Annotated in this window: 11 protein-coding genes, 15 tRNA genes and 3 rRNA genes; 4 read left to right on the top strand and 25 right to left on the bottom strand. The window is 50.9% G+C overall.

The genetic code is table 11. The features are described 5' to 3' along the window. The first annotated feature begins 131 nt into the window (after positions 1-131). Positions 132-1,748, top strand: a complete 1,617-nt coding sequence (gene glgP, locus NSQ66_RS04150) for an alpha-glucan family phosphorylase (protein WP_036686887.1) — start codon at positions 132-134, stop codon at positions 1,746-1,748. A gap of 262 nt (positions 1,749-2,010) precedes the next feature. After that, complete coding sequence (gene katA / locus NSQ66_RS04145; protein WP_339279574.1) at positions 2,011-3,468, top strand: catalase KatA; 1,458 nt, start codon at positions 2,011-2,013, stop codon at positions 3,466-3,468. A 151-nt stretch (positions 3,469-3,619) separates the two neighbouring features. On the opposite strand, the gene NSQ66_RS04140 is transcribed toward katA, so the two are convergent. Next, positions 3,620-3,814 carry a sporulation protein Cse60 gene (locus tag NSQ66_RS04140; RefSeq protein ID WP_036686883.1) on the bottom strand — a complete coding sequence of 65 codons (195 nt, stop codon included), beginning with the start codon at positions 3,812-3,814 and terminating at the stop codon, positions 3,620-3,622. A gap of 396 nt (positions 3,815-4,210) precedes the next feature. Between NSQ66_RS04140 and NSQ66_RS04135 the strand changes: the two genes are divergently transcribed. Beyond that, positions 4,211-4,666 (top strand): GreA/GreB family elongation factor, encoded by a 456-nt coding sequence (locus NSQ66_RS04135; protein WP_036686880.1) that lies wholly within the window; start codon positions 4,211-4,213, stop codon positions 4,664-4,666. Between the two features lie 139 nt (positions 4,667-4,805). Here the strand turns inward: NSQ66_RS04135 and NSQ66_RS04130 are convergent. The 18 genes from NSQ66_RS04130 to NSQ66_RS04045 all read right to left on the bottom strand — a co-directional run bounded on the left by NSQ66_RS04130 (position 4,806) and on the right by NSQ66_RS04045 (position 11,239). After that, positions 4,806-4,876 (bottom strand) — tRNA-Gly (locus NSQ66_RS04130). A gap of 12 nt (positions 4,877-4,888) precedes the next feature. After that, positions 4,889-4,962: transfer RNA gene (locus NSQ66_RS04125), tRNA-Pro, on the bottom strand. 32 nt (positions 4,963-4,994) lie between these two features. After that, a tRNA-Arg gene (locus NSQ66_RS04120) sits at positions 4,995-5,071 on the bottom strand. Between the two features lie 10 nt (positions 5,072-5,081). Further along, positions 5,082-5,156: transfer RNA gene (locus tag NSQ66_RS04115), tRNA-Gly, on the bottom strand. Positions 5,157-5,163: 7 nt separating this feature from the next. Continuing rightward, a tRNA-Leu gene (locus NSQ66_RS04110) sits at positions 5,164-5,248 on the bottom strand. Positions 5,249-5,263: 15 nt separating this feature from the next. Next, a tRNA-Lys gene (locus tag NSQ66_RS04105) sits at positions 5,264-5,339 on the bottom strand. 7 nt (positions 5,340-5,346) lie between these two features. Further along, positions 5,347-5,421, bottom strand: a tRNA-Gln gene (locus NSQ66_RS04100). Positions 5,422-5,437: 16 nt separating this feature from the next. Beyond that, positions 5,438-5,515, bottom strand: a tRNA-Asp gene (locus NSQ66_RS04095). A 25-nt stretch (positions 5,516-5,540) separates the two neighbouring features. Beyond that, positions 5,541-5,617: transfer RNA gene (locus NSQ66_RS04090), tRNA-Met, on the bottom strand. Between the two features lie 71 nt (positions 5,618-5,688). Next, positions 5,689-5,765 (bottom strand) — tRNA-Met (locus NSQ66_RS04085). Positions 5,766-5,780: 15 nt separating this feature from the next. Beyond that, positions 5,781-5,856 (bottom strand) — tRNA-Val (locus NSQ66_RS04080). A gap of 6 nt (positions 5,857-5,862) precedes the next feature. Then, positions 5,863-5,934 (bottom strand) — tRNA-Glu (locus NSQ66_RS04075). 16 nt (positions 5,935-5,950) lie between these two features. Next, positions 5,951-6,043 (bottom strand) — tRNA-Ser (locus NSQ66_RS04070). 5 nt (positions 6,044-6,048) lie between these two features. Beyond that, positions 6,049-6,124: transfer RNA gene (locus NSQ66_RS04065), tRNA-Asn, on the bottom strand. A gap of 3 nt (positions 6,125-6,127) precedes the next feature. Next, a tRNA-Ile gene (locus tag NSQ66_RS04060) sits at positions 6,128-6,204 on the bottom strand. A 57-nt stretch (positions 6,205-6,261) separates the two neighbouring features. Then, a 5S ribosomal RNA gene (gene rrf, locus NSQ66_RS04055) occupies positions 6,262-6,378 on the bottom strand. A gap of 145 nt (positions 6,379-6,523) precedes the next feature. Further along, a 23S ribosomal RNA gene (locus tag NSQ66_RS04050) occupies positions 6,524-9,449 on the bottom strand. 232 nt (positions 9,450-9,681) lie between these two features. Further along, positions 9,682-11,239: ribosomal RNA gene (locus NSQ66_RS04045) — 16S ribosomal RNA — on the bottom strand. Together the 16S, 23S and 5S rRNA genes with 15 tRNA genes alongside form the textbook arrangement of a ribosomal RNA operon. A 472-nt stretch (positions 11,240-11,711) precedes the next feature. On the opposite strand from NSQ66_RS04045, the gene NSQ66_RS04040 reads away from it, so the two are divergent. Next, a complete protein-coding gene (locus tag NSQ66_RS04040) occupies positions 11,712-11,999 on the top strand; it encodes a hypothetical protein (RefSeq protein WP_036684938.1) in 288 nt (95 codons plus the stop codon). A 44-nt stretch (positions 12,000-12,043) separates the two neighbouring features. Here NSQ66_RS04040 and NSQ66_RS04035 read toward each other — a convergent pair whose 3' ends face one another. The 6 genes from NSQ66_RS04035 to NSQ66_RS04010 are packed head-to-tail and all read right to left on the bottom strand — an operon-like array spanning position 12,044 to position 25,704. Continuing rightward, positions 12,044-14,791: an alpha-mannosidase gene (locus NSQ66_RS04035; RefSeq protein ID WP_076098664.1), complete on the bottom strand. Its 2,748-nt coding sequence runs from the start codon at positions 14,789-14,791 to the stop codon at positions 12,044-12,046. Between the two features lie 21 nt (positions 14,792-14,812). Further along, on the bottom strand, positions 14,813-17,974 hold the full coding sequence (locus NSQ66_RS04030; protein WP_339279573.1) for an alpha-amylase family protein: 3,162 nt from the start codon (positions 17,972-17,974) through the stop codon (positions 14,813-14,815). Then, a complete protein-coding gene (locus tag NSQ66_RS04025) occupies positions 17,971-19,290 on the bottom strand; it encodes a glycoside hydrolase family 125 protein (protein ID WP_339279727.1) in 1,320 nt (439 codons plus the stop codon). The genes NSQ66_RS04030 and NSQ66_RS04025 overlap by 4 nt, the downstream gene beginning before the upstream one ends. A gap of 36 nt (positions 19,291-19,326) precedes the next feature. Next, a complete protein-coding gene (locus NSQ66_RS04020) occupies positions 19,327-22,485 on the bottom strand; it encodes an alpha-mannosidase (protein WP_339279571.1) in 3,159 nt (1,052 codons plus the stop codon). A 4-nt stretch (positions 22,486-22,489) separates the two neighbouring features. Next, positions 22,490-24,784, bottom strand: coding sequence for a glycoside hydrolase family 3 N-terminal domain-containing protein (locus NSQ66_RS04015; protein WP_339279570.1), 2,295 nt, complete (start codon positions 24,782-24,784; stop codon positions 22,490-22,492). Beyond that, positions 24,781-25,704: a carbohydrate ABC transporter permease gene (locus NSQ66_RS04010; protein WP_036684927.1), complete on the bottom strand. Its 924-nt coding sequence runs from the start codon at positions 25,702-25,704 to the stop codon at positions 24,781-24,783. Before NSQ66_RS04010 ends, NSQ66_RS04015 begins: the two co-directional genes overlap by 4 nt. Between the last annotated feature and the right edge of the window lie 10 nt (positions 25,705-25,714).

Here is a 25,714-nt window from a genome sequence, read left to right as displayed (position 1 = left end):
AGTGTGCTAGAATAGTGGTGCAATCGCTTCCACAATGATTGCTGCACTATTTTGAGCAAACGTTTGCACCTGAGATAATGCCCGCAGCTTCACTGCAATTTAATCTAATCCGTGATTAGGAGGCTTATCAAGTGAACGAACAAAAATTACCGTCAGTCGCTTATTTTAGTATGGAGTACGGGCTGCATTCCGATTTCAAAATGTATGCCGGAGGTCTGGGCATTCTTGCCGGAGACTACATTAAGGGTGCAAAAGATATCAACGCCCCTATCATCCCTATTGGGCTGAAGTGGAAACAAGGTTACACGGACCAAAAGATTGATGCAAACGGCAATCCGTACGACTCCTATCACAATTATGTTTATGAGTTTCTTGAAGATACAGGGGTTAAGGTAACTGTTAAAGTCCGAAAAACCGATGTGGTATGCAAAGTATGGAAAACTGATTATTTTGGCAACAGCACATTGTATTTACTGGATACAGATATACCCGAGAATAATGATGCCTGGATCACAGGCCAATTGTATGGTTGGTTCGGCGAGGAACGGATCGCACAAGAGATCGTGCTTGGGATTGGTGGAGTCAAAGCTATGCGTGCGCTGCAAATCCCTATTGATGTCTATCACTTCAATGAGGGTCATGCGGCTCTAGCGGCTATCGAGCTAATCCGTGAAAAAATGTCCGGAGGCCATACCTTCGAAGAAGCTTGGAAAGCGACTCGCGAAGAAGTAGTATTCACTACCCACACACCAATCAAAGAAGGCAACGAAACCCATCCTCTCGACCGACTTGAGTATATGAGTGCGTTCAACGGCTTAACCCGTGACCAGATGGAGCGGATCGGCGGCGAGCCATTTAATATGACGGTTGCAGGTCTAAGGCTGTCACGTATCTCCAACGCAGTTGCCCAGCTACACGCCGATACGGCTAATAAAATGTGGAAGGAAGTAGCCGGAAGATCAGAAATTATAGGCATTACTAATGCCATCCATACTCCTACCTGGGTAGATGAAAGAATGACGCAAGCCTACGAACAAGATGGCGACTTATGGGCAGTGCATAAAGAGATCAAGGGAGAACTGATCCAGTTCATCAAAGAACGTTCCGGCATTAGCTTAAATGCTGACAATCTACTCATTGGCTTCTCACGCAGAGCAGCTCCATATAAACGAAGCGACCTGATCTTCTCGCAGCCAGAAATTATCGAACCTTATCTGGAGTCTGGAAAGATACAAATTGTATTCTCCGGCAAAGCGCACCCACTCGATGATAACGGTAAAAAAATCGTCAGCAACCTAGTAGCGATGATGAAAAAGTATCCAAAGAGTGTGGTGTTCCTCGAGAATTACGATATGACGATTGGCGCCCAGCTGACGCGCGGTGCCGATATTTGGCTCAACAATCCACGTAGACCATTGGAAGCCAGCGGCACCTCCGGGATGAAAGCAGCTATGAACGGTGTATTGAACTGTTCTATTCTGGATGGCTGGTGGCCGGAAGCCTGCATCGATGGTGAGAATGGCTGGCAGATTGGAGACGGCTTCGAAACTACAGACTTTGAGGTGCTGGATAAGCATGATAGTGATGCACTGTACGACACCTTATTGAAACGTGTGCTCCCAACCTTTTACGAGAATCGTAAACAATGGGTGCAAATGATGAAAAAGAGTATCGAAACCACCCGTACGGAGTTTGCCACCAAAAGAATGCTAGATGAATATTACAACAGAATGTACATTAAAGCCTAAGCACAAGAACCGAATATCTTCTATATCAAAAAATGCAGCGCACCCCTCCAGTCATGGTAGGGATGCGCTGTTTCTTTTTTAATTCTGCTAAGCAATTAATCACTTTGTCTATCATATATATCTGAATGTGCCAACGATGTAATGACGATTCCCACATATTGTAATGTGCCAATTATTTAAAAAGTGTTGCAATTTCTTTAAAAAACATTAATATAGAACTTATACTAAATCTAAAATCAAATCTCATGAGGTGATTCTATTAATGAGCTCCAATAATAATAATCTTACAACCAGCTGGGGTGCTCCAGTAGGCGACAATCAGAATTCAATGACAGCCGGTGACCGCGGTCCCACTTTGCTGCAAGATGTCCATCTGCTTGAGAAATTAGCCCACTTTAACAGAGAACGTGTTCCTGAACGTGTCGTTCATGCTAAAGGTGCTGGCGCTCACGGGTATTTTGAAGTTACAAAAGATCTGACCCAATACACAAAAGCTAACTTTTTGTCTGAAGTAGGCAAACGTACACCGTTGTTCATTCGTTTTTCTACTGTAGCTGGTGAATTAGGTTCTGCTGATACCGTACGCGACCCTCGTGGTTTTGCCGTGAAGTTCTATACTGAAGAAGGAAACTATGATCTCGTAGGTAACAATACGCCTGTATTCTTCGTTCGTGATGCGATTAAATTCCCGGACTTTATTCATACACAGAAACGTGATCCACAGACACATCTGAAGAACCCGAATGCTGTATGGGACTTCTGGTCTTTATCGCCTGAATCTCTGCATCAGGTAACGATTTTGATGTCGGATCGCGGAATTCCAGCTACGCTGAGACATATGCATGGGTTTGGTAGCCATACCTTCAAGTGGGTAAATGCCGAGGGTAATACAGTCTGGGTGAAATACCATTTCAAAACAGAACAAGGCATTAAGAATCTAGATGCAGACCTTGCTTCCAAAATCGCTGGGGAAAACCCGGATTATCATACAGAAGACTTGTTCAATGCTATTGATAAAGGAGATTTCCCTGCTTGGAAGCTCTACGTGCAAATTATGCCGATCGAGGATGCGAAGACTTACCGTTTTGATCCATTTGATGTAACAAAGGTCTGGTCACAAAAAGATTATCCGTTAATCGAGGTTGGCCGTATGGTATTGGATCGCAATCCGGAGAACTACTTCGCTGAAGTAGAACAAGTCACATTCTCTCCCGGCTCTTTCGTTCCTGGTATTGAAGCTTCGCCGGATAAATTGCTACAAGGCCGTCTGTTCGCGTATGGTGATGCACACCGCCACCGGGTTGGCCCTAACCACAACAGCCTGCCTATCAACCGTCCAAAAGTAGAAGTGAAGAACTATCAACGTGATGGTGGCATGGCCTTGGGCAACAATGGCGGTTCCGGAGCCTATTACGAGCCTAACAGCTTAGGGGGACCAAAAGAATCACCGCAGCATAAAACATCGCCGTTCGAAGTCTCCGGATATGCGGATAGTGTCGCCTACAATAGTGACGATCACTATACACAACCAGGTGACTTGTACCGTCTAATGTCTGAAGAAGAACGTACCCGTCTAGTTCAAAACATCGTTGGCGCTATGACTCCCGTTGAAAGTAACGATATCAAACGCCGCCAGATTGATCATTTCTTTAAGGCTGATCCAGACTTGGGACAGCGTATCGCATCCGGTTTGGGTCTATCCGTACCAGACGGAATGTAAGACTGTAAATGCACTTATAAACTAAAGAGGACCTTTGCCCGTAGATGGGAAAGGTCCTCTTTTTACTAATTAGCTGAAAACATAATAAATGATGACAATCACAACGCACAGCGTAGAGACAATGGATAGACATGAAAAAAACGTGTTCCAGTTATTGCCTTTCATTTGTCTTATACACGACCAGTATAGTGGTTCTTTGGTGCTCTGCCCCATCACGTGATGATTTAACTACCGAACCGTAACAGATATTCACAATCTGTTCCTCCCGTAGTCCTGCCAGGAACTCATTAGCTTTATTCTCTGCATAAGAATTATCAGCATCTACAAACTCTTTAACTTGAATCATCCTGATCTCCTCCTTTAATAAATTAAGTAGTTATTTTATAGTTCTGGAATCTATATGTGAACTCAACGAAATGTACATGGCGTATCACTCCCCAGGTAACAATTAATGTAAAAATATCTTCAAAATACAGTATAGGCATTTCGCAGTTTTCTACGAAATGCCTATGCATCAGCCTATCATAGCACCCAAGTATGTAATAGTCAAAGGTTTTCATTACAATATTTAGAAGGTTTTAATTCCCCTTTTAAAATGGATTGGATTTACAAATAGAAGCTGGTATACTGATCAGAAGGTCTCCATTGGGGGACCTCTATTTGTATAGGAGGGATTTTAAGATGGCAACACACCATAACAAGTTTACAAGGAATGTGCTACTTAGAGGGGGTGAAATCTACTATGAACCATAGTCTTATCTATGAAGGCTCACGGACACAGCTGCTTCAGCAGCTTATTTATTTTGATGAGGAAAAAATCGCATTTCTAAATCAATACTTTCCGGTACGAAGCAAGGATAGAAGCAATGCTGAAACGCTGTTGTCCCGTTATTGCTCCGAGCTGGAACAATTACTAACTGAGTTTAATGGTGAAGATTTAAATTCTCAGGTCTTTATCGGAAGCCAGTTGCAGCTTCGTTACTTGGACGATAATACTACAGATATCTATACCATCGTATTTCCTAACCAAGCAGAACCTAACGATAACAAGATTTCTATGTTGTCACCTATAGGCATGCAGTTGCTGCTGGCTGAGCTCGGCAGTACTTGTCAGCTAGCGATTCCTTCAGGTCAACTAGAGGTGAAGATCGAAAGTATTAAGTTCGTGAATAATGGTGAGGTAGGCGTTCTTATATAAGGACGATCCCTTATAAACCCACTACAGCAGCGTCCCTTTCCTATATTAAGGAGGGGGGCGTTTCTATTATTTAAGTCTCCGTAAGATATGTCCAATCAAAAAAACACCCGCCTAATACCGGCAGGTGTTTCTCATTATAAGCGGGTGATGGGAATCGAACCCACGCTATCAGCTTGGAAGGCTGAAGTTCTACCATTGAACTACACCCGCAAAGGTATAAAATCGGGATGACACGATTTGAACATGCGACCCCCTGGTCCCAAACCAGGTGCTCTACCAAGCTGAGCTACATCCCGTTAACAATACTATAACTGCTTAGTAATAAAAATGGCGCGCCCTGAGAGATTCGAACTCCCGGCCTTTTGATTCGTAGTCAAACGCTCTATCCAGCTGAGCTAAGGGCGCAAAATCTATATGGAGCGGACGACGGGAATCGAACCCGCGACCCTCGCCTTGGCAAGGCGATGCTCTACCGCTGAGCCACGTCCGCAAAAACATGGTGCGCGTGAAGGGACTCGAACCCCCACGTCGTGAAACGCCAGATCCTAAGTCTGGTGCGTCTGCCAATTCCGCCACACGCGCACACTTTAAAGAAAATGGTGAGCCATGAAGGACTCGAACCTTCGACACCCTGATTAAAAGTCAGGTGCTCTACCAACTGAGCTAATGGCTCTCATAAATGGCTGGGGATATAGGATTTGAACCTATGCATGACGGAGTCAAAGTCCGTTGCCTTACCGCTTGGCTAATCCCCAATAATAATTAACTAAATGGCGGAACCGACGGGATTCGAACCCGCGATCTCCTGCGTGACAGGCAGGCATGTTAGGCCAACTACACCACGGTTCCATAGACATAATGCATAAGTGTAAATTGGTTGCGGGGGCAGGATTTGAACCTGCGGCCTTCGGGTTATGAGCCCGACGAGCTACCGGGCTGCTCCACCCCGCGTCATTAATAAGTATATACTATTCATTTTCACCATACCAGCTTATCCCTAAACATAATGTATAAGAGTAAATTGGTTGCGGGGGCAGGACTTGAACCTGCGACCTTCGGGTTATGAGCCCGACGAGCTACCGGGCTGCTCCACCCCGCGTCAGTGAAAATAATATGGTGGAGGCTGAGGGGATCGAACCCCCGACCCTCTGCTTGTAAGGCAGATGCTCTCCCAGCTGAGCTAAGCCTCCATGATATGACCCGTATGGGATTCGAACCCATGTTACCTCCGTGAAAGGGAGGTGTCTTAACCCCTTGACCAACGGGCCATGCTAATAATTTTTATGGCGGAGAGAGAGGGATTCGAACCCTCGAGACGCTTGTGGCGCCTACACGATTTCCAATCGTGCTCCTTCGGCCAAACTCGGACACCTCTCCATAAATGGCTCCCCGAACAGGACTCGAACCTGTGACAACTCGATTAACAGTCGAGTGCTCTACCAACTGAGCTATCAGGGAATATGGTGGGCCTTAGTGGACTCGAACCACCGACCTCACCCTTATCAGGGGTGCGCTCTAACCAGCTGAGCTAAAGGCCCTTCTAAGACATATTAATATTAAGGGCAAAAAAAATACCACGGGTAATGTGGTTGTCCGCTTGGCGGCGTCCTACTCTCCCAGGACCCTTCGGTCCAAGTACCATCGGCGCTGGAGGGCTTAACGGTCGTGTTCGGGATGGGTACGTGTGGAACCCCTCCGCTATCGCCACCAAACGGGCATTTACAGCGTAAATGCTCAGGCTTAATCGCCTGAAAACTGAATCCGAATTGAATTTGCGTCGCCCGTCATCTCTTCGGGGCCCCCGGAAAGTATTCGGAATTAGCTTCGCAGCCTTTTCTTCACTTTTTGGGGTATTTTTAGGATAAGCCCTCGACCGATTAGTATTGGTCAGCTCCATGCATTACTGCACTTCCACCTCCAACCTATCTACCTCGTCGTCTTCAAGGGGTCTTACTAATTGGGAAATCTCATCTTGAGGGGGGCTTCACGCTTAGATGCTTTCAGCGCTTATCCCGTCCGTACGTAGCTACCCAGCCATGCTCCTGGCGGAACAACTGGTGCACCAGCGGTACGTCCATCCCGGTCCTCTCGTACTAAGGACAGCTCCTCTCAAATTTCCTGCGCCCACGACAGATAGGGACCGAACTGTCTCACGACGTTCTGAACCCAGCTCGCGTACCGCTTTAATGGGCGAACAGCCCAACCCTTGGGACCTACTTCAGCCCCAGGATGCGATGAGCCGACATCGAGGTGCCAAACCTCCCCGTCGATGTGGACTCTTGGGGGAGATAAGCCTGTTATCCCCAGGGTAGCTTTTATCCGTTGAGCGATGGCCCTTCCATGCGGTACCACCGGATCACTAAGTCCGACTTTCGTCCCTGCTCGACTTGTAGGTCTCGCAGTCAAGCTCCCTTATGCCTTTGCACTCTGCGAATGATTTCCAACCATTCTGAGGGAACCTTGGAACGCCTCCGTTACTCTTTAGGAGGCGACCGCCCCAGTCAAACTGCCCGCCTGACACGGTCCCCGTACCCGGTAAGGGTACTAGGTTAGAACCTAGATACGATCAGGGTGGTATCCCAACGGCGCCTCCACCGAAGCTTGCGCTCCGATTTCTACGGCTCCCACCTATCCTGTACAGATCGTACCCAAATTCAATATCAAGCTGCAGTAAAGCTCCATGGGGTCTTTCCGTCTTGTCGCGGGTAACCTGCATCTTCACAGGTATTAAAATTTCACCGGATCTCTCGTTGAGACAGCGCCCAAGTCGTTACGCCATTCGTGCGGGTCAGAATTTACCTGACAAGGAATTTCGCTACCTTAGGACCGTTATAGTTACGGCCGCCGTTTACTGGGGCTTCGGTTCATAGCTTCGGGTTACCCCTAACCACTCCCCTTAACCTTCCAGCACCGGGCAGGCGTCAGCCCGTATACTTCGCCTTGCGGCTTCGCACAGACCTGTGTTTTTGCTAAACAGTCGCTTGGGCCTTTTCACTGCGGCCCCCTCGTGCTATTCACACTACCGGGGCACCCCTTCTCCCGAAGTTACGGGGTCATTTTGCCGAGTTCCTTAACGAGAGTTCTTCCGCGCGCCTTAGAATTCTCTTCTCGCCTACCTGTGTCGGTTTGCGGTACGGGCACCTTCTCCTGGCTAGAGGCTTTTCTTGGCAGTGTGAGATCATGACCTTCGCTACTATAATTTTCGCTCCCCATCACAGCCCAGCCTTAATGATGTGCGGATTTGCCTACACATCAGCCTCACTGCTTAGACGGACATCCATCAGTCCGCGTCACTACCCTCCTGCGTCACCCCATCGCTCATAGCGGATTACGGTGGTACAGTAATTTCAAACTGTTGTCCTTCGACTACGCCTTTCGGCCTCGCCTTAGGTCCCGACTTACCCTGAGCGGACGAGCCTTCCTCAGGAAACCTTGGGCTTTCGGCGGATCAGATTCTCACTGATCTTTTCGTTACTCATACCGGCATTCTCACTTGTGTAGTGTCCAGCGCTCTTTTCAGTACACCTTCAACCCCTACACAACGCTCCCCTACCCCAGATACATAGTATCTAGCCATAGCTTCGGTGGTGTGTTTAGCCCCGTTACATTTTCGGCGCAGAGTCACTCGACCAGTGAGCTATTACGCACTCTTTCAATGGTGGCTGCTTCTAAGCCAACATCCTGGTTGTCTGTGCAACTCCACATCCTTTCCCACTTAACACACACTTGGGGACCTTAGCTGATGGTCTGGGCTGTTTCCCTTTTGACAATGGATCTTAGCACTCACTGTCTGACTCCCGGCAATAAGTATATGGCATTCGGAGTTTGACTGAGCTTGGTAATCCTTGCGGACCCCGCACCCAATCAGTGCTCTACCTCCACTACTCTTATACCGAGGCTAGCCCTAAAGCTATTTCGGGGAGAACCAGCTATCTCCGAGTTCGATTGGAATTTCTCCGCTACCCCCACCTCATCCCCGCACTTTTCAACGTACGTGGGTTCGGGCCTCCAGTGCGTGTTACCGCACCTTCACCCTGGACAGGGGTAGATCACACGGTTTCGGGTCTACGTCCACATACTCATTCGCCCTATTCAGACTCGCTTTCGCTGCGGCTCCACCTTCTCGGCTTAACCTTGCATGTTAAACGTAACTCGCCGGTTCATTCTACAAAAGGCACGCCATCACCCATAGATCGGGCTCTGACTTTTTGTAAGCACACGGTTTCAGGTTCTATTTCACTCCCCTTCCGGGGTGCTTTTCACCTTTCCCTCACGGTACTGTTTCACTATCGGTCGCCAGGTAGTATTTAGCCTTAGCAGATGGTCCTGCTGGATTCATACGGGGTTTCACGTGCCCCGCACTACTCGGGATCCGTCTCGGAGAGAACACAGTTTAGGTTACAGGGCTTTTACCTCTATCGCGGGCCTTTCCAGACCTCTTCACCTACCATATTCCTTTGTAACTCCATGTGAGACGTCCCACAACCCCAAGAGGCAAGCCCCTTGGTTTAGGCTGTTCCGCGTTCGCTCGCCGCTACTGACGGAATCACTATTGTTTTCTCTTCCTCAGGGTACTTAGATGTTTCAGTTCCCCTGGTCTGCCTCTACACACCCTATGTATTCAGGTATGAGTAACTGCGAATTACCACAGCTGGGTTTCCCCATTCGGACACCCCCGGATCAAAGCTTGCTTACAGCTCCCCGAGGCAGTTTCGTTGTTCGCCACGTCCTTCGTCGGCTCCTGGCGCCTAGGCATCCTCCGTGTGCTCTTATTAGCTTAACCTTGATTCTTCCGAAGAAAAATCTCACTAATAACATTTACTTGTTTACACAAGTTGCTAAAAGATGTTCTAAAACGCAAATTCGTTTCGGTATCCAGTTTTCAAGGATCAAGTCTTACTTGAGAGCTTAAACTCTCAAAACTGAGCAACGAGTGAGTAACAGGCCTAAACCTGAGTTTTGGAAGCTTAGCTTCCGATTTGAATGTTCTCATTGCAGAGAACGATTCTCCATAGAAAGGAGGTGATCCAGCCGCACCTTCCGATACGGCTACCTTGTTACGACTTCACCCCAATCATCTACCCCACCTTCGGCGGCTGGCTCCCTTGCGGGTTACCCCACCGACTTCGGGTGTTGTAAACTCTCGTGGTGTGACGGGCGGTGTGTACAAGACCCGGGAACGTATTCACCGCGGCATGCTGATCCGCGATTACTAGCAATTCCGACTTCATGCAGGCGAGTTGCAGCCTGCAATCCGAACTGAGACCGGCTTTGATGGGATTGGCTCCACCTCGCGGCTTCGCTTCCCGTTGTACCGGCCATTGTAGTACGTGTGTAGCCCAGGTCATAAGGGGCATGATGATTTGACGTCATCCCCACCTTCCTCCGGTTTGTCACCGGCAGTCACTCTAGAGTGCCCAGCATTACCTGCTGGCAACTAAAGTTAAGGGTTGCGCTCGTTGCGGGACTTAACCCAACATCTCACGACACGAGCTGACGACAACCATGCACCACCTGTCTCCTCTGTCCCGAAGGCCGCTGCTATCTCTAGCAGATTCAGAGGGATGTCAAGACCTGGTAAGGTTCTTCGCGTTGCTTCGAATTAAACCACATACTCCACTGCTTGTGCGGGTCCCCGTCAATTCCTTTGAGTTTCAGTCTTGCGACCGTACTCCCCAGGCGGAGTGCTTACTGTGTTAACTTCGGCACCAAGGGTATCGAAACCCCTAACACCTAGCACTCATCGTTTACGGCGTGGACTACCAGGGTATCTAATCCTGTTTGCTCCCCACGCTTTCGCGCCTCAGCGTCAGTTACAGCCCAGAAAGTCGCCTTCGCCACTGGTGTTCCTCCACATATCTACGCATTTCACCGCTACACGTGGAATTCCACTTTCCTCTTCTGTACTCAAGCCACCCAGTTTCCAGTGCGACCTCAGGTTGAGCCCAAGGTTTAAACACCAGACTTAAATAGCCGCCTGCGCGCGCTTTACGCCCAATAATTCCGGACAACGCTTGCCCCCTACGTATTACCGCGGCTGCTGGCACGTAGTTAGCCGGGGCTTTCTTCTCAGGTACCGTCACTCCGGTAGCAGTTACTCTACCGGACGTTCTTCCCTGGCAACAGAGCTTTACGATCCGAAAACCTTCATCACTCACGCGGCGTTGCTCCGTCAGACTTTCGCCCATTGCGGAAGATTCCCTACTGCTGCCTCCCGTAGGAGTCTGGGCCGTGTCTCAGTCCCAGTGTGGCCGTTCACCCTCTCAGGTCGGCTACGCATCGTCGCCTTGGTGGGCCGTTACCCCACCAACTAGCTAATGCGCCGCAGGCCCATCCCTCAGTGACAGATTGCTCCGTCTTTCATTCTTCTCTCAGGAGAAAAAAGAAATTATCCGGTATTAGCTACCGTTTCCGGTAGTTATCCCAGTCTGAAGGGCAGGTTGCCTACGTGTTACTCACCCGTCCGCCGCTAAGTTATTTTGAAAGCAAGCTTTCAAAATAACTCCGCTCGACTTGCATGTATTAGGCACGCCGCCAGCGTTCGTCCTGAGCCAGGATCAAACTCTCCAATTAGTATTGAAAAGAGCGATATGCTCATTTTGAAACATCTGACGAGAAAATTAATTCTCTAATTTTGGATATCACTTACGTGATTTCCTACTCACTCGTTGTTCAGTTTTCAAAGATCAAGTTCTCGTTGGCGCCGTTTAATGTCTCAGCAGCAACTCTTATACTATATCATGTTCGGCTATTTAATGTCAAGCTCTTTTTTCAACTTCTTTTTCGAGCTCGGCATGTGTATTTCTTGGCCGGACTTAGAATATATCATGTATAGAGATTCATTGCAAGCTTTATTTTAAAAAACTAAACACATACTTTTCCCCAATTGTATCGCAACCGCATTCCCCTTTTCCGCGTCTATCTATTCAACATCAAAGTCCCTTCATACATAGGTATCAACTCCATTATTTTTTGGCAAAGAGGTGATTCATATAAAGACCTTGCATGATCTCTAGCTTCCCTCTAAAAGGAGGTTGGAGAATCAATGAGCAGAAGTGTGAAAAAGCAACCCGTGTGCAGCGACCAACAGAAACACGGTTCCTCATGGGCTAAAAAGCAAGCCAATAAAGCCGTCCGCCGCTCCCCTGGCGACATCCCTAAAGGGAAATGGTATCAGAAACTGTATAACAGCTGGAACATTTGCGACTACAGCTTTTACCAAACTAAACAGCAGGCGATTCATGAATGGGAGACAAACAACTGGATCCAGATGAGATTTCCCTCCCGCCAAGAGGCCATTCAAGATTGGCACAAGTCTTATAGAAGAAAGTAAATCAAAAGATGCCCCGGCAGGGAAGCGCCGGGGCATCTTTTTACCTAGAAGCTTAATTTCGCACCTACAGTTACAATCTCAGATGGACCTATCTCTAAGTGGTGAACCGAAGACGTTGCTCCTTGTAAAGCAGGGTTAAGCTGCTCTAAGATATTGCTTTTAAATAAATACTCTTGAGGACTGTTCACTTTCAGTTGCAGTTGTGTCTGCTGAGCGGACATATTGTACCAACGCAAAAACAAGTCGCCTGAAGTTCCGTTCATTTTCATGGATGAGAAGGCCATGTTGTCTCCTTCCCAAACCAATGGGGTATATCCAGAGTTCAACTTCCCGCTATGCAGACCGGTCTGACATACCGTCCAAGGGATCTGGAATTGATAGGCCTCTGTAAATGCCCGCTGTTCACTTCCCTCACCAGAATGAGGAATCAGCTCCAGTTGTGCTGTATATTCACCCAGGCACTGAGCTTCCGGAGTTGGGAACCAACCCCAATCCCCCAATTCCCCTACGCTGCGTAGCAGGGTGACGGCAATAGTATTGCGTCCATCCCGCAGAACCTCATATTCGTTCAATCCCTGGTTGGCTACCGTAAGTCCTACATCGCCATTGCTGACATCCACAAAGGATTGCTGATGTTGAGTGTTGCTCGGATTTGCCCATTCTGGTGCCGGATTATTGTCCCTCGTAGCCACTTCGAACATAGAATCTACACGATGCACATCGGTAGACAGATCGGTAGGGAACAGCATCCGCACCCGGTGATCCTTGGCTTGGTTATTAATTGTGGATTCAATATGCACACCTTTGCCTTCCCGCTCCAGCGAAACGACGGTACGAAGCTTCAAAACCACCGTATTTACACTCCGCTGCGCTTTACGCTCAGGATAATACACAAGTGCACGCTGTTCCGCCTCCAAGGTGTCATCCGCCGAAGCCGGAATCTCCCAGTCTATTCGGATCTCAATGGCCGCACGGAAGGGAGAGTCTTCAATCACCTTAATGACTCCAGGCTGGCCTTTGGTCGTCAGCGCTTGTTCACCTTCTGGCTGCTTGTACATGTATTCATTGCCTACGTCTCCGGTATTCTCGTAAATCCCCAACTCACGATAAGTGGTACCGCTATGCTTATCCAATAACGTAAATGAACCATCCTCAGCAACAACTACCTTGAGAGATGCATTCTCCAAGCTGCGCTCTCCTTCTATTAAAGAGCTTCCCTGAGCGGATTCCGTAGTTGATTGTACCCAAGCGTAAGTACAGAGTCCAAGTGCAGGCACATTGCGGGCTTCAAAAGTAAGTCTCACCTTGCGGCACATATACGGCTGGCGGAATTGGTCATCAGGCAGATCATAACCAAAGCTTAAACCTAGATCTTCCACTGTAGACGCTAATTCCTCCCCTGTGTGATCGACGAGAATCCGGCCGGACAAATCAACAGCCAACATTCTGCGGGCGGTCTCATCCAACGGATAACCCTCGCGCAGATATAACCGTTCAGCATCCAGCTCTATAGTCACCGTTCCCGTACGCTTCCACCCCGTGGTATTCATCACTACAAAAGGAACTGCATCTTCCCCGTAGGCGGAAAAGCCCGAAGTCTCCACTTGATCTGCGATAAACTTAGCACTGTCATCTATGATGCTTTCGGCAACATGCCGGCTTTTATCAAAACGCGTTACCATCTCACGATGCACTTCATCCACACTACAACCACAGATACTGTCATGCGGATGGTTCTGCATCAGCGTCTTCCAGGCATAGGTGAATAGATGATGTGGGTAGTCCTGTCCGGACAGGCGGGCGATGGAGGCCAGCGGCTCGGCTACTTTTTCCAATAGAGTCTGGCCCAGCTGGTTCATCTGCTTCAAATAAACCCGGGCTGAGGCTGTGTTCACTAAGGTGCCCCATCCGTCTGTGCGCTGACTGCGCAGTTCCCCTGTAACGGTGGAGAGCTCCCGCTGATCCGAGGATAATTGCTGATCCAAGGCTTGCAGATAGTCCGGGAAATTTGAATGCACGAACTTCACTTCAGGGTATAGCTTTTCGGCGGTGCGGATAGCTTCCGGCAAATCCAATTGCAGAGGCTGGTGGTCGCACCCGTTCATGAACAATAACTCCCCCGTTGAAGCATACTTCTCTGCATCCGCAAGCTTACGCTCCCAGAATTCCCGGGCCGCACCTTCCTCTACAGGAACTTCATTGCCGTTAGAATACCAGTTGGCAAATAGGATACCGAGAATTTTGGATCCATCCGGCCCTTCCCAGATCAGCTCGGAGAAAGAGGACTCATAACCCGCATCCGATACAGTGTTGTTAAATCCCGTAGGCTTCACCCCGCGTCCAAAAAAAGCATTCGTAATCCCTGACTGCAACATCAGCTGCGGAGTCTGTCCGACCAATCCAAAGGTATCGGGAAAATAACCGATTTTGGAAGGCTCGCCGTATTTCTCGGCATCCTGATGGCCGATCTGCATATTCCGCACATTTGCCTCACCGCTCGTCAGGAACGCATCCTGCAAAATGTACCAAGGTCCAATCAAGATTCGCCCATCCCGGATATACTGCTCCAGCTTCTCTTTGTTCTCTGGCCGAACCTGAAGATAATCCTCCAGAATAATGGTTTGCCCATCGAGGTAGAAACTGCGGAAGGCGGAATCTCCGTCCAGCTTGGCAAGCAGTGCATCCACCAGCTGAACCAGACGGACGTGGTGTTTCTCATAGGGCAAATACCATTCACGGTCCCAGTGAGTATGGGACACGATATGGGCTGTTTTGGTTGTTGTGTGGGTCATCTGTGTGTACACCTCAGTTCTTCAGCATTTATTAAGCGTAATGTTAACCTCTTCAGGTCTATAGACAGCTACCAGCTTGCCCGTTGAATCAGCTGCAAACAACACCGAACGTTCCTTCTCCAGTAAAAATGAGTAATGAGCTCCAGTTGCAGGATCTTTTACTTCAAGTTCGGCATCCCAGGCGTATTCAGATACGAAGATATACAATGAACCTTCTGCAAAAGCAAGCATTCGCCCGTACACACCTGGCAGGTCTCCACCGCTGATCCATTCCAGCTCGGTTTCGATACCTGCGGCTTGTGCAGCATATTGGTAGAGCGCGGCGATTGGCTCGTCGCGGTCATTCAGTTCTAAAGGCAGCGGGCACCAGATCAGGCGACCTGTGCCAATCTGGCGTTCGATGAGGTGATCACCTACACCTCCTGAGCTAGACGAATCAACATCTGCATTTGCTGGCGTTTCTTTGACTAGCTCCGCGATTCGCTTCTGTCCGTAGGAGACGGCAAACTTGCGTCCGTTCAATAGAAGCTGCTCCTCACGGCGCATGTTGCCAAGTTTACGGACTCCTACTATTGCGTCCATACGATCCGAAGGCTGCCAGTATGCATCTACACCCAATGCTCCAGTAATGAGCAGAACGGCACCTGTACGCTCCACTATGTCCAGCAATTGCTGAAGGGCGTCATTATCCAGATTGTGCACACTCGGCAGGAGAATCAACTTAGCCGGCTCTGCCTCCAGCGGAGCCAGATCGTATTCCGATACGGCGCGGAAAGGCAAATGAAGCTGATAAGATAAGATCCGTGTCAGGCGGGTAGTCGCATCATAGGTAAGCTTCCGGTTCGAGAAGTCATTAGAGTAAGGGAAAACCACGGAAATCTCTTCCAGCTTCCGCCCGTCAAATAACCCCCCCGCTTCGCCGATGAACCGCCCAAAATCATAAGACACATCCGCTTCCGGCTTCTCAGTCCCATCGGCCCGCAGCGCACCGATCTGTGATTCATTGGCATTATCCATATAAAAGTTCGTGTTCCAGATCCATTGCACAGCCCCGGCACCTCCAGAAGCAAACGCATAGGCATATTTGCGCTCCAGCATGGCCCGCAATTCTTCCTCACTGCGTTTAGCCCGTCCGTCTGGCGTCTCCACATACATGATGCCGGTCTCCTGGATGAGGTTCGGTTTGTGATGGGTTTTGGCAAAAATCCCATCCCAAAGCAGATTGTCATTCAACCACCAGCTGTGAACAGTGGTGTAATCGACATCGCGCTCATAAAAGAACGGCGATGGCCGCTGGGCACCCAAAGCCTCATCCTGCCCTACAGTCACTAAATGATCTGGGCAGAGTTCCTTGATAGTGCCACTAAGCTCCCTTGCCCATACGTTGTGCATGTCCATGGAGAACAGGCAGTAGTCGAGCCAACGCGTGCCGCGCTTCCCGGAATGAATATCCTGCACACTGAAGTTAATCTCTTCTTGCTCAGGAGGTTGTGCAGCCGCAAAATCCGGCAATTCCAGCGGCGTCATATTCCAGCGCTCTTGCAGCGAAGTTATATCACCATGGCGTTCCTCCAGCCAAGCAGAGAAAGCAGCGCGTTCATATTTATCTCGCGCCGAGCTCGGTCCGTCCGAGAAAATCCGCGGCGGATCAAACATTGACGGTTCATTGATCAGATCCCAATCGACATGGGTTGTCGTGCGATGCCGGGCGACGATGGAGCGGATGAACCGTTTTTGCGCTTCTACACTGCGCGGATCGAGATAAGGATTCGTCCCTTCCCAAGTCTCCGGCGTAAAGGAGAAGAACGTAAAGGTAACTTGCAGCCCATGCCGCTTCGCAGTCAGTAGAAAAGCATCAATCGCCCGCAGCACTTCTTCCGAGGCATGGCCGTCTACCTGCATAATATTGCGGTAGGCTGTCCAGATGCCGGTACGAATCCAGTTGATGCCTGCCTTCCGCATCTGTGCCATATCCCGATCCCAGACATCAGCATTTGGCAGGAATAGAAACTTCCGCGCTACGTCAGAGGTCATATAAGTCATGCCGACAACAGGTAAAGGCTGACCGTCTTTGATAAAATAATCTCTTCCAGCCTTAATCGCTTCCCCCTGCGATAACAGGCCCACGTCATATCCCCAGAAGCCTTGACGCAACATCCGCACTTCGCCTTCTTCAGAAACAGCATGGCAAGAAAGATGATACAGGCCAGGTTGAATTTCTACAGCAAGCGGTACACGCAGGAAGTTCAGCTCGCGACTGACCTCAAGCTTGCACTCGTGAGTAAAACATGGGATAGACTCCCCGTCTTTGCTCAGAGTGATGTTCAGGGTCCACTGCGCTGATGTCGGTGACGATTGGCTGCGGCTTAGCCGCTGGCCCTGCAAAAACAGCAGCGGCCGCTCGCCTTCTTCATAAGAAGCATAGTTAGGCTTCAGCCACAGCTCTGTTACACCCCGAGCGGCAAAAGTTGCCCAGCGGGTTAATGCTTCCGTGCCGCCTTGATTCCAGAAGTCAGGCGTAAGCGGTTGGCCGATGAAGATCCAGCGGCCACCGGCAAAAGGCCCGCCGATATGCTCCCACAGCACAGCTGGAGCTGAAACTTCCCGCCCGGCGGCGGTAATGCCCTTAAGCAGCGGATAAATCCGCGTGTCCATAGGTCCACTGGAACCCATCTGCTCCGGCAGGTCACTGCTTTTAGTGACATGCGGCACCAGGTTCCAGGTATCCGCCAGAGCCAGCAGCTGCTCATCACCTACGAAGAGCGGAATGTCTCTAAGCGCAACATGCTGCTGTATGCGATCTGCGCTGCTCACACGCAGCGCTTCATGGATATGCAGCTGGCGGTGATAGGCAGTCTGCTCAGCTTCGATCCGCCACTCTTCAGCGACTAGGCGGACTGGATGCTTAAACGGGGCACCCCCAATGCTGATCAAGCTGCCGCCTCTGCTCAAATAAGCGACGATGGAAGGCCAAGCCTCCTTCGGGAAGTATGGAGCATGGAAGCTAACGAAGCAGTCCCCGGCCTTGGCGCTGTCCAGCGTTTCGGCCAGCTGTTCTGCATGAACAGGAGAGTCAGTATGATGTAATCCTATGGACTGTGCCTGTTCTGTGGTCAGTCCGCCCGCTGCGGTATACCCGGGAAAAGACGGGTCCGCGAACAGGATGATACGGCCCCCGCTCACAGAATACCTTCCTTCATCGCCCGATAGACGAGCTGCGAAAATAAGCTGTTAGACCATGCAAACCAGCTGCGGGTAAATACACTAGGATCATCTACATGGAAACCTTCATGCATATATCCGGTTCCGGCATCCGTACTTTCCAGCATCGCAATCAGTTCCAGCTTCTCTTCGGCAGTCTGAGCCGTAATGCCCTGCATGGACAACGCCATGTGCCAGATATAGTTCTCCGGAGTGTGCGGACTGCCGATCCCTTTGGCAGCTGTGCCTTCGTAATAGAACGGATTTTCTTTGCTCAATGCGAAACTTCTGGTGTTCTGGTAGATGGGATCATCCGCCGAAGCGTAACCCAGATACGGAATGGAGATCAGTCCGGGCGTTCCCGCATCATCCATCAGGCAGTAATTGCCGAAGCCATCGGTCTCATAAGCATAAATCGGACCAAACTCCGGATGGCGATAAATGCCGTAGAGTTTGATGCCATGATCCACTTCAAATTCCAATTCTTTAAGTTCAGCCAGGAAGTCTAGGTCGCGGAAGACCCACTCCGCGAATTCCTGCATCTGGCGCAGCGCGACAACAGCGAACATATTGCCAGGAATGTTGTAGTGGAAATCACAGGCATCATCGCTGGACCGGAAGCCCGACCAGATCATTCCGGTATAGTTCACCGGCATGCCGAGACCGCTATTGTGCAGAGAATCTTCCGGAATGCCGTTATTGCGGCTGAACCGGTACGGAGACTGCTCGTAATGCCGCTGCTCTCTTTTGAACAAATCGAAGATCTGGCGCATGGCCGACTTGAACCCCGCGTCGAAGAAATCAGTCAGACCCGTCTCTTTCCAGTAGGTATAAGCGAGGCGTACGACAAAACATAACGAATCAATCTCAAATTTACGCTCCCACACCCATGGCGACATCTCGGTCACATCCGTAGTGTTCCAGTGCCAGTCATTGGCCGACTCATTAAATGCATTGGCGTAAGGATCGATATGAATATACTGAATATGGCGTTTGATAAGACCGCCGATAATGCGCTGGAGATCGGGATCGTTTTTGGCCAGAGGCACGTATTGAATTACCTGCTCCACTGAATCACGCAGCCAGGAGGCCGGAATATCGCCGGTAATCACAAAGGTGGTTCCGTCATCCAGCAGTTTAGTCGTCGTCTCCAGCGTATTCGGAAAACAATTCTTGAACAGCTGCAACAGCTTCGGGCGATGTGCCAGCTTCTCCTCTGCTTCGGCAAGCACTTCTTGTACAGCCTGCGGCAGCGGTAGCTGGGGCATTGCTATTTTGGGTAATCGGAATTGTTCCAAGTGAGTTATGCTCCTTTGCATCTGTGATGTGATTATTTAACTTCTGATGTAGATTGTTTTGATCTCGTAAGGGGCAAAGTGAAGTTCCAGTTCACCGCCAGCCGTGTGTTCGATCAGTTCCAGCTGCTCTTCCAGAGCATTGGACAGGTAGACGCTCTGAACCGGATGCTGCCATTTGAGCTGAACCCGCTCGCGGCCTCCCGAGGATTCGTAGAAACGCAGAACAGTCCCCTGCCCATCCTCGGATGGCTTGATCGTATCCAGCACCACATGCTCACCGGAGAATCCGATAAATGAGCCCGTTGGCGGCAGCTGCCCCTGTGTTGATGAAGCGGCAAAAGTATACAGCTCATGATTTAGCTCTGCTGCACGGCGAACAGTATGAGCCTCCTGCCAATCCCCACGGTGCGGATATAGCGAATAGGTGAAGTCATGCTCGCCGAGATCCGCAGTAGCATCCGGCCATTTCGGCGCGCGCAGGAGCGACAAACGAATGGTGCTGCCTTGGATGTCATAGCCGTATTTGCAATCATTCAGCAGACTGACACCATATCCGCGTTCGGATACATCGGCAAAACGGTGCCCGCAAACCTCATATTGCGCCTGCTCCCAGCTGGTGTTGCGGTGGGTCGGACGTTCCAGCGCACCAAAAGGTATCTCGTAAGTCGCTTTATCCGCCAGAACATCAATTGGAAACCCTACCTTAAGCAGCTTATGGGCTTCGTTCCAGCTTACATGCGTCTGGAAATCAATCCGGGGATTATGGTGATGTAGAATCATATCCTGAGTAATCTCGGATTGGCCCAGCTTCCAGCGGAAGCGCAAAATATCCTGCACCGCCCCAGTGCGGATCACTGCCTTTTCTATAAGTTCAGCCTCCCCGGCGGGTTGGGCTTCATAACGGTTGTCAATGTCCCAGGCATCCCAAAGCGTGGGACGGTCGTGGAAAAAGTGGAAGCGATTCGCCGGCTCACCGGATTTTACGATCTCCCGGTTTACTTTTTTATCAAAAAGGCTGGTGATTTCTCCCCGCTCGTTAAAGGTAATACGATAATAGTCCGTCTCCCAACGGTCGCCGAAGGGAACAGCTCCTACAACTGTTTGATTATGTTCAGCAGCGGCAGATTCTGCATGACTTTCATCGGATGTGTTCTGAGACAGTTCACGAATCCAGATCGTTTTGTAACCAAAGGCTGGAATCTCCGGAACGAGAACCGAGACACCAGAAACTGCTGCCTCTTCCGTCAGGACATCTGCTTCCAGCAGTACGTTATCCTCGCCATACACCGCAAAGTTTCCGCTGGCGACTCCTTCTTCATTGAGGGCAAGTTCGACCACGGCATCCCGAGTCCAACCCAAACTATTAAAAACAATGTAAGGTGTGCCCTCGCCTGATGTGTTAATGTTCCCCGCCAATGCCGCAAGCCCCGGCTGAAGGGCAACACGGCCAAGCTCAAACACCTCTGCGTATTCCTTCTCTGAGGTCTCGTAAGCTTCGGTAATCGCCGAGCCCGGAATAATATCATGGAACTGGTTCAACAAAATCAGCTTCCAGCCCTGATGCAGCTGCCCGGCAACTACGGCACGTTGCTCTGTGTCCAGCTGCGGCGAAGCTAGTGTCTGCCACAGCTCCGCTTCACGGTACAACACTTCCGCCTTGCGGTTGTTCCGCTTGTTGCGGCCGTGCGTAGTGTAGGTGCCGCGGTGCAGCTCCAGATACAGATCGCCCCGCCACTGCGGCAGCTGCGGCTGACTGTGCGTAATGCCCGCGAAAAAATCCGCGGCATTACTGTATTTGCTTTCCGGCTGGCCGACCATTAGCTCGGCACGCTGGATATATTCCAGCATCTCGCGCGTGACCCCGCCGCCGCCGTCACCATGCCCATAGAGCAGCATCTGCTCGTTATGTTTATCTTTTTCGCGGAAGGACTGATAGTGTTCATGCACATCTTTGGGCAGCGTATTCTCATTAACCCCGTGATTCAGATAAGACAACATTGGTGTGCCGTCAATGCCGACCCAATGGAACAGATCGTAAGGGAAGACATTAGTGTCATTCCAGCCCAGCTTGGTGGTCATAAAATATTTGATTCCACCATGCTGCAGAATCTGCGGCAGAGAGGCGCAGTAGCCGAAGGTATCCGGCAGCCACTCAATCTGCGAGGTGCGCCCGAACTCTTCCAGATAAAAGCGTTGGCCATACAGCATTTGCCGCATCAGCGATTCTCCGCTCGGAATGTTCAGATCCGGTTCGATCCACATTCCACCGACCAGTTCCCAGCGTCCTTCACGGATGCGCGTCTTGACCTTCTCATAGAGTACCGGGTCATTGTCTTTCAAATATTCGAACAGCAGCGGCTGGCTCTGCGCATATTGATAGTCAGGATATTCGTCCATCAGGGCATTCACCGTCGAGAACGTCCGGCTAGTCTTGCGCACGGTCTCGCGCGCAGGCCACAGCCAAGCAATATCGATATGGGACTGGCCCACCATGTGGATTGTTCCTTCGGCATGACCGCCGATCTCCCCGACTCTGCCCCGCAGCTTCTGCTCGATTCGCGTAATCTCACCACCATCGCGGATCTCCTGCGTGGTAAGGCCGACGAATTCATCCATCGCCACATACAAAGCTTCCAGCATCCGGTTACGGCGCTGGTCCTGCTCAGGCAGCAGAATTGCCGAATCGCGAATCACTACTGCCGTGTACATTAGACTCTGCACAGGTCTGTTCACCAGCACCAGCTGGCTGTGGATCAGCCGAATCGGCGGCTGGATCACCGCCTGTTGATTTAATGGGTCCACCGGCTCGGGGACCGGATCGAAGAGTTCGATTTCCAGTTCCAACGGACGGCCAGAAGGATCACCTGTCAGGGTCACAAAGGTATGATTGCGGTCGAGTCCTTGCCGCGATTCACCGTTCACCCGCAGCAGCCCTTCCCCACCTGAAGCAAAAATCAGTCCGATGTGGCCCGGCAGCCAGTTAGCCGGAATCTCCAAAGTACGGCGGAAGAAATAGGTCGTTCCTTGCACACTCGGGAAGAGATCATAATTGCTGGCGTCCTTGTAAGGCTGCAGCTTGTCATACTGTCCCGGCAATTGATACACCGAGGACATAATCTCCCAATCGCGCAATTCCTCCACCTCTAACCATTGCTGCTCGGAGAGCTCGCGGATGAAGCGTTTAATGCGTTCCATGTCTTTACCCCCTCACCGTCAAATCGGTGCTCAGTGTATCATTCACATGCTTACCCACCAGCACTTTAAAGGCTCCTGGCTCTACAACAGGTCTTAAATCCGGTCCGATATATTGCAATTGCTCCGGTCCTACCGTGAACAACACGGTTTGCTTCTCACCCGGAGCCAACTTGATTTTGTCAAAAGCCTTCAATTCCCTGGCGGGACGGGTGACCTTACTGGCGACATCGGAAATGTACAGTTGCACCACCTCTGCGCCCTCACGGTCTCCTGTATTCTGAACGTCCACGGAAACTGTAGCCGTCTCCCCAGCCGTAATTACTTCTGGTTCTACCTTTAAGCCGGAGTACGTAAATTCGGTGTAGCTAAGCCCGAAGCCGAACGGATACTGAGGCTGGGAATCGGCCTCCAGATATCTTTTGCCACGGGAACGTTTGCCGTTGTAATAGACCGGGAGCTGGCCCACATGCTTCGGCACAGATACAGTCAACTTCCCGGAAGGGTTCACATCGCCGAACAGGATATCCGCAACAGCGTGTCCGCCTTCTTGGCCTGGATACCAGGCTTCCAGAATGGCATGTGCATGCTCGTCAATCCAAGGCTCGCTCACCGGACGGCCGTTAATATAAACGACGATCACAGGTTTGCCGAGCTGATGAACCTGCTGGATCAGTTCCAGCTGCACTCCCGACAGGGTCAACGACACCCGGTCAATGCCTTCGCCGCAGTCCATATCATTCCAGGCATTCTCCGTCACCTTGGACGCGCCTGTCTTGAGATCGATACTGCCTTCCCCGAAATCGCGTGCACTGGAGCCGCCGACGACCATAACAACGGTATCGGCCTGCTCTGCACAAGCGAGCGCGGCTTCAAAACCTTCGCGCGAATCGCCTTTGATCCGGCATCCCGGTGCATAGAGCACCCGCTCCGGCTCTGCAGCCAGCTTGCTGCGGATGCCGCTGAGCACGGTCGCTACCTTAGCCGGAGGCTGTGGCGAGGTGTAATCGCCGAGCTGGTTGTACCCGGCATCGGCGTTAGGGCCAATGACGGCGATCGTGCCGGCCGTCTTGGATAATGGCAGCACACCTGCTTCATTTTTCAGCAGGATGATGCTCTCGCCCGCCACTTGCCGGGCCAGCTCTTGATGCGCCTTACTGCCGATGACGCGTTCAGCCGCATCAGGATCAGCGTATGGCTGCTCGAACAGGCCCAGCCTGAATTTGAGCGTCAGCACGCGGCGGACCGCACGATCCAGCAGTGCCGGGTCCAGCTTGCCATCACGGACGGCAGCCACCAGGTATTTGCCGTACATTTCCCCGGACATCTCCATGTCGATGCCGGCTTCCAGTGACTGCACTGCTGCATCCATGCCATCTTCAGCCACATCATGGCCAGAGGCCAGCATCTCTATAGCTCCGCAATCGGTAATGATTAAGCCATCGAACCCCCATGCTTCGCGGAGTATATCCTCTAGTAGTTCTGTATTTGTCGTGCAAGGCACGCCGTCTATTTCGTTATAAGCAGGCATAATGGAGACTGCACCCGCTTCGACCGCTTTTTTGAAGGGCAGCAGATCCACTTCCAGCAGTTCACGCCAGCCCATGTGCACAGGCCCGGCATTCCGGCCGCCTTCTGAGCTGCCGTATCCCACAAAATGCTTCAGCGTAGCCCCCACGCTGCCGCCGCTCTGCAAGGATTCCCCCTGCAGACCTTCAACGGCCGCAACCGCCATCTCGCTGATCAGGTAAGCGTCCTCGCCGAAGCACTCCTCGGTGCGGCCCCAGCGGGGATCACGCACCACATCCAGCACCGGCGAATACGTAACCGCGCCGCCCTGACTGCGTGTCTCCAGCGCTACGGCGCGGCAGACCTCACGATACAGCTCCACATTCCAGGAGCTGCCAAGCGACAGGGGCACCGGGAATACGGTGGCCCCGATCGCCATGTGGCCATGCGAGCATTCCTCGCCGATCAATACCGGAATGCCCAGCCGCGAATGCTCCAGCACATACCGCTGGAGCGTATTCACCGCTTCCGCACCTTCACGCGGAGACAGACCAGTGGCCAGCGTCACACCGGTCCACGGGTCAGCGCGTAACATCCCGTAAAGCGAGCCCACGCCGCCCCCCGCAACCTTCTCCTTGAAGCTTTCTGTCAAGGTCATCTTACCGTCTCTATGTTCATAGGCCTGCCAGCCAAAAGGCTGAATCAGCTGGCCGGCCTTCTCTTCCAAAGTCATCAGTCCGAGCAGATGCTCCGCCCGTTCTTCAGCAGGTAAATTCGGGTTTGTATAACTCATTCTTTAACAGCCCCTACAGTAAGACCTTGAATGAAATAACGCTGGAAGAACGGATAAGCAAAAATAATCGGCCCTGTCGCCAGCACCACCATCGCCATCCGCGATGTATCCTGCGGCATGGAGCGAAGAGCTTCCAGACTGAGCGAACTGTTCTGGGAGTTCTGCAAAATAAACTGCATACTGGTCTCGATCCGCATCAGCATCGATTGCAGCGGGACTAAATTCGGGTTGTCGATGTACAGCAGCGCATTGAACCAGTCATTCCAATAGCCGAGGGTGCTGAACAAGGCAATCGTAGCCAGACCGGGCAGTGATAAAGGCAACACCAATTTCAGGAAGATACGGAACTCGCCCGCCCCGTCGATTTTGCCGGATTCGATTATGGCATCAGGCACACTCGTGCTGTAGAAGGTGCGCAGAATCATAATGTAAAAAGCATTCACCGCCAGCGGCAAAATCAGCGCCCAGATCGTATCCTTCAGGCTTAGAAACTGCGTAACGATAATATAAGTCGGCACAAGTCCACCGTTGAACAGCATGGTAAAAAACGCGAAGAAAGAGAAGAAATTGCGGTAACGGAAGCTTTTCCGGGAAATGGCATACGCATAAAAAGCGATAAACAAAAGGCTGATGATCGTCCCGATCACCGTAACAAAAATCGTCACACCATAGGAACGCAGCAGCATATCTCCGGATTCAAACACATAGCGGTATGCGCCGAGACTCCATTTTGCCGGAATCAGCTTATAGCCATCCCGCGCCAGTGCCACCTCATCGGTGAAGGAGATGATCACGACGAACAGAAACGGAAACACGCACAGAAACGCAAAGATGCCGGCTATCAGATTAAAAGTGATATTCCAGGGCGTTGAGAGATGGTGGAAATCACGTTCTTTTTTAGTCTTAGTAATGGAAGACATATGGCCCACT

Origin of the sequence: Paenibacillus sp. FSL H3-0329 (assembly GCF_037963285.1) — a bacterium.
Taxonomy (GTDB): domain Bacteria; phylum Bacillota; class Bacilli; order Paenibacillales; family Paenibacillaceae; genus Paenibacillus_AQ; species Paenibacillus_AQ odorifer.
This window is presented reverse-complemented; position numbering and strand designations above follow the sequence as displayed.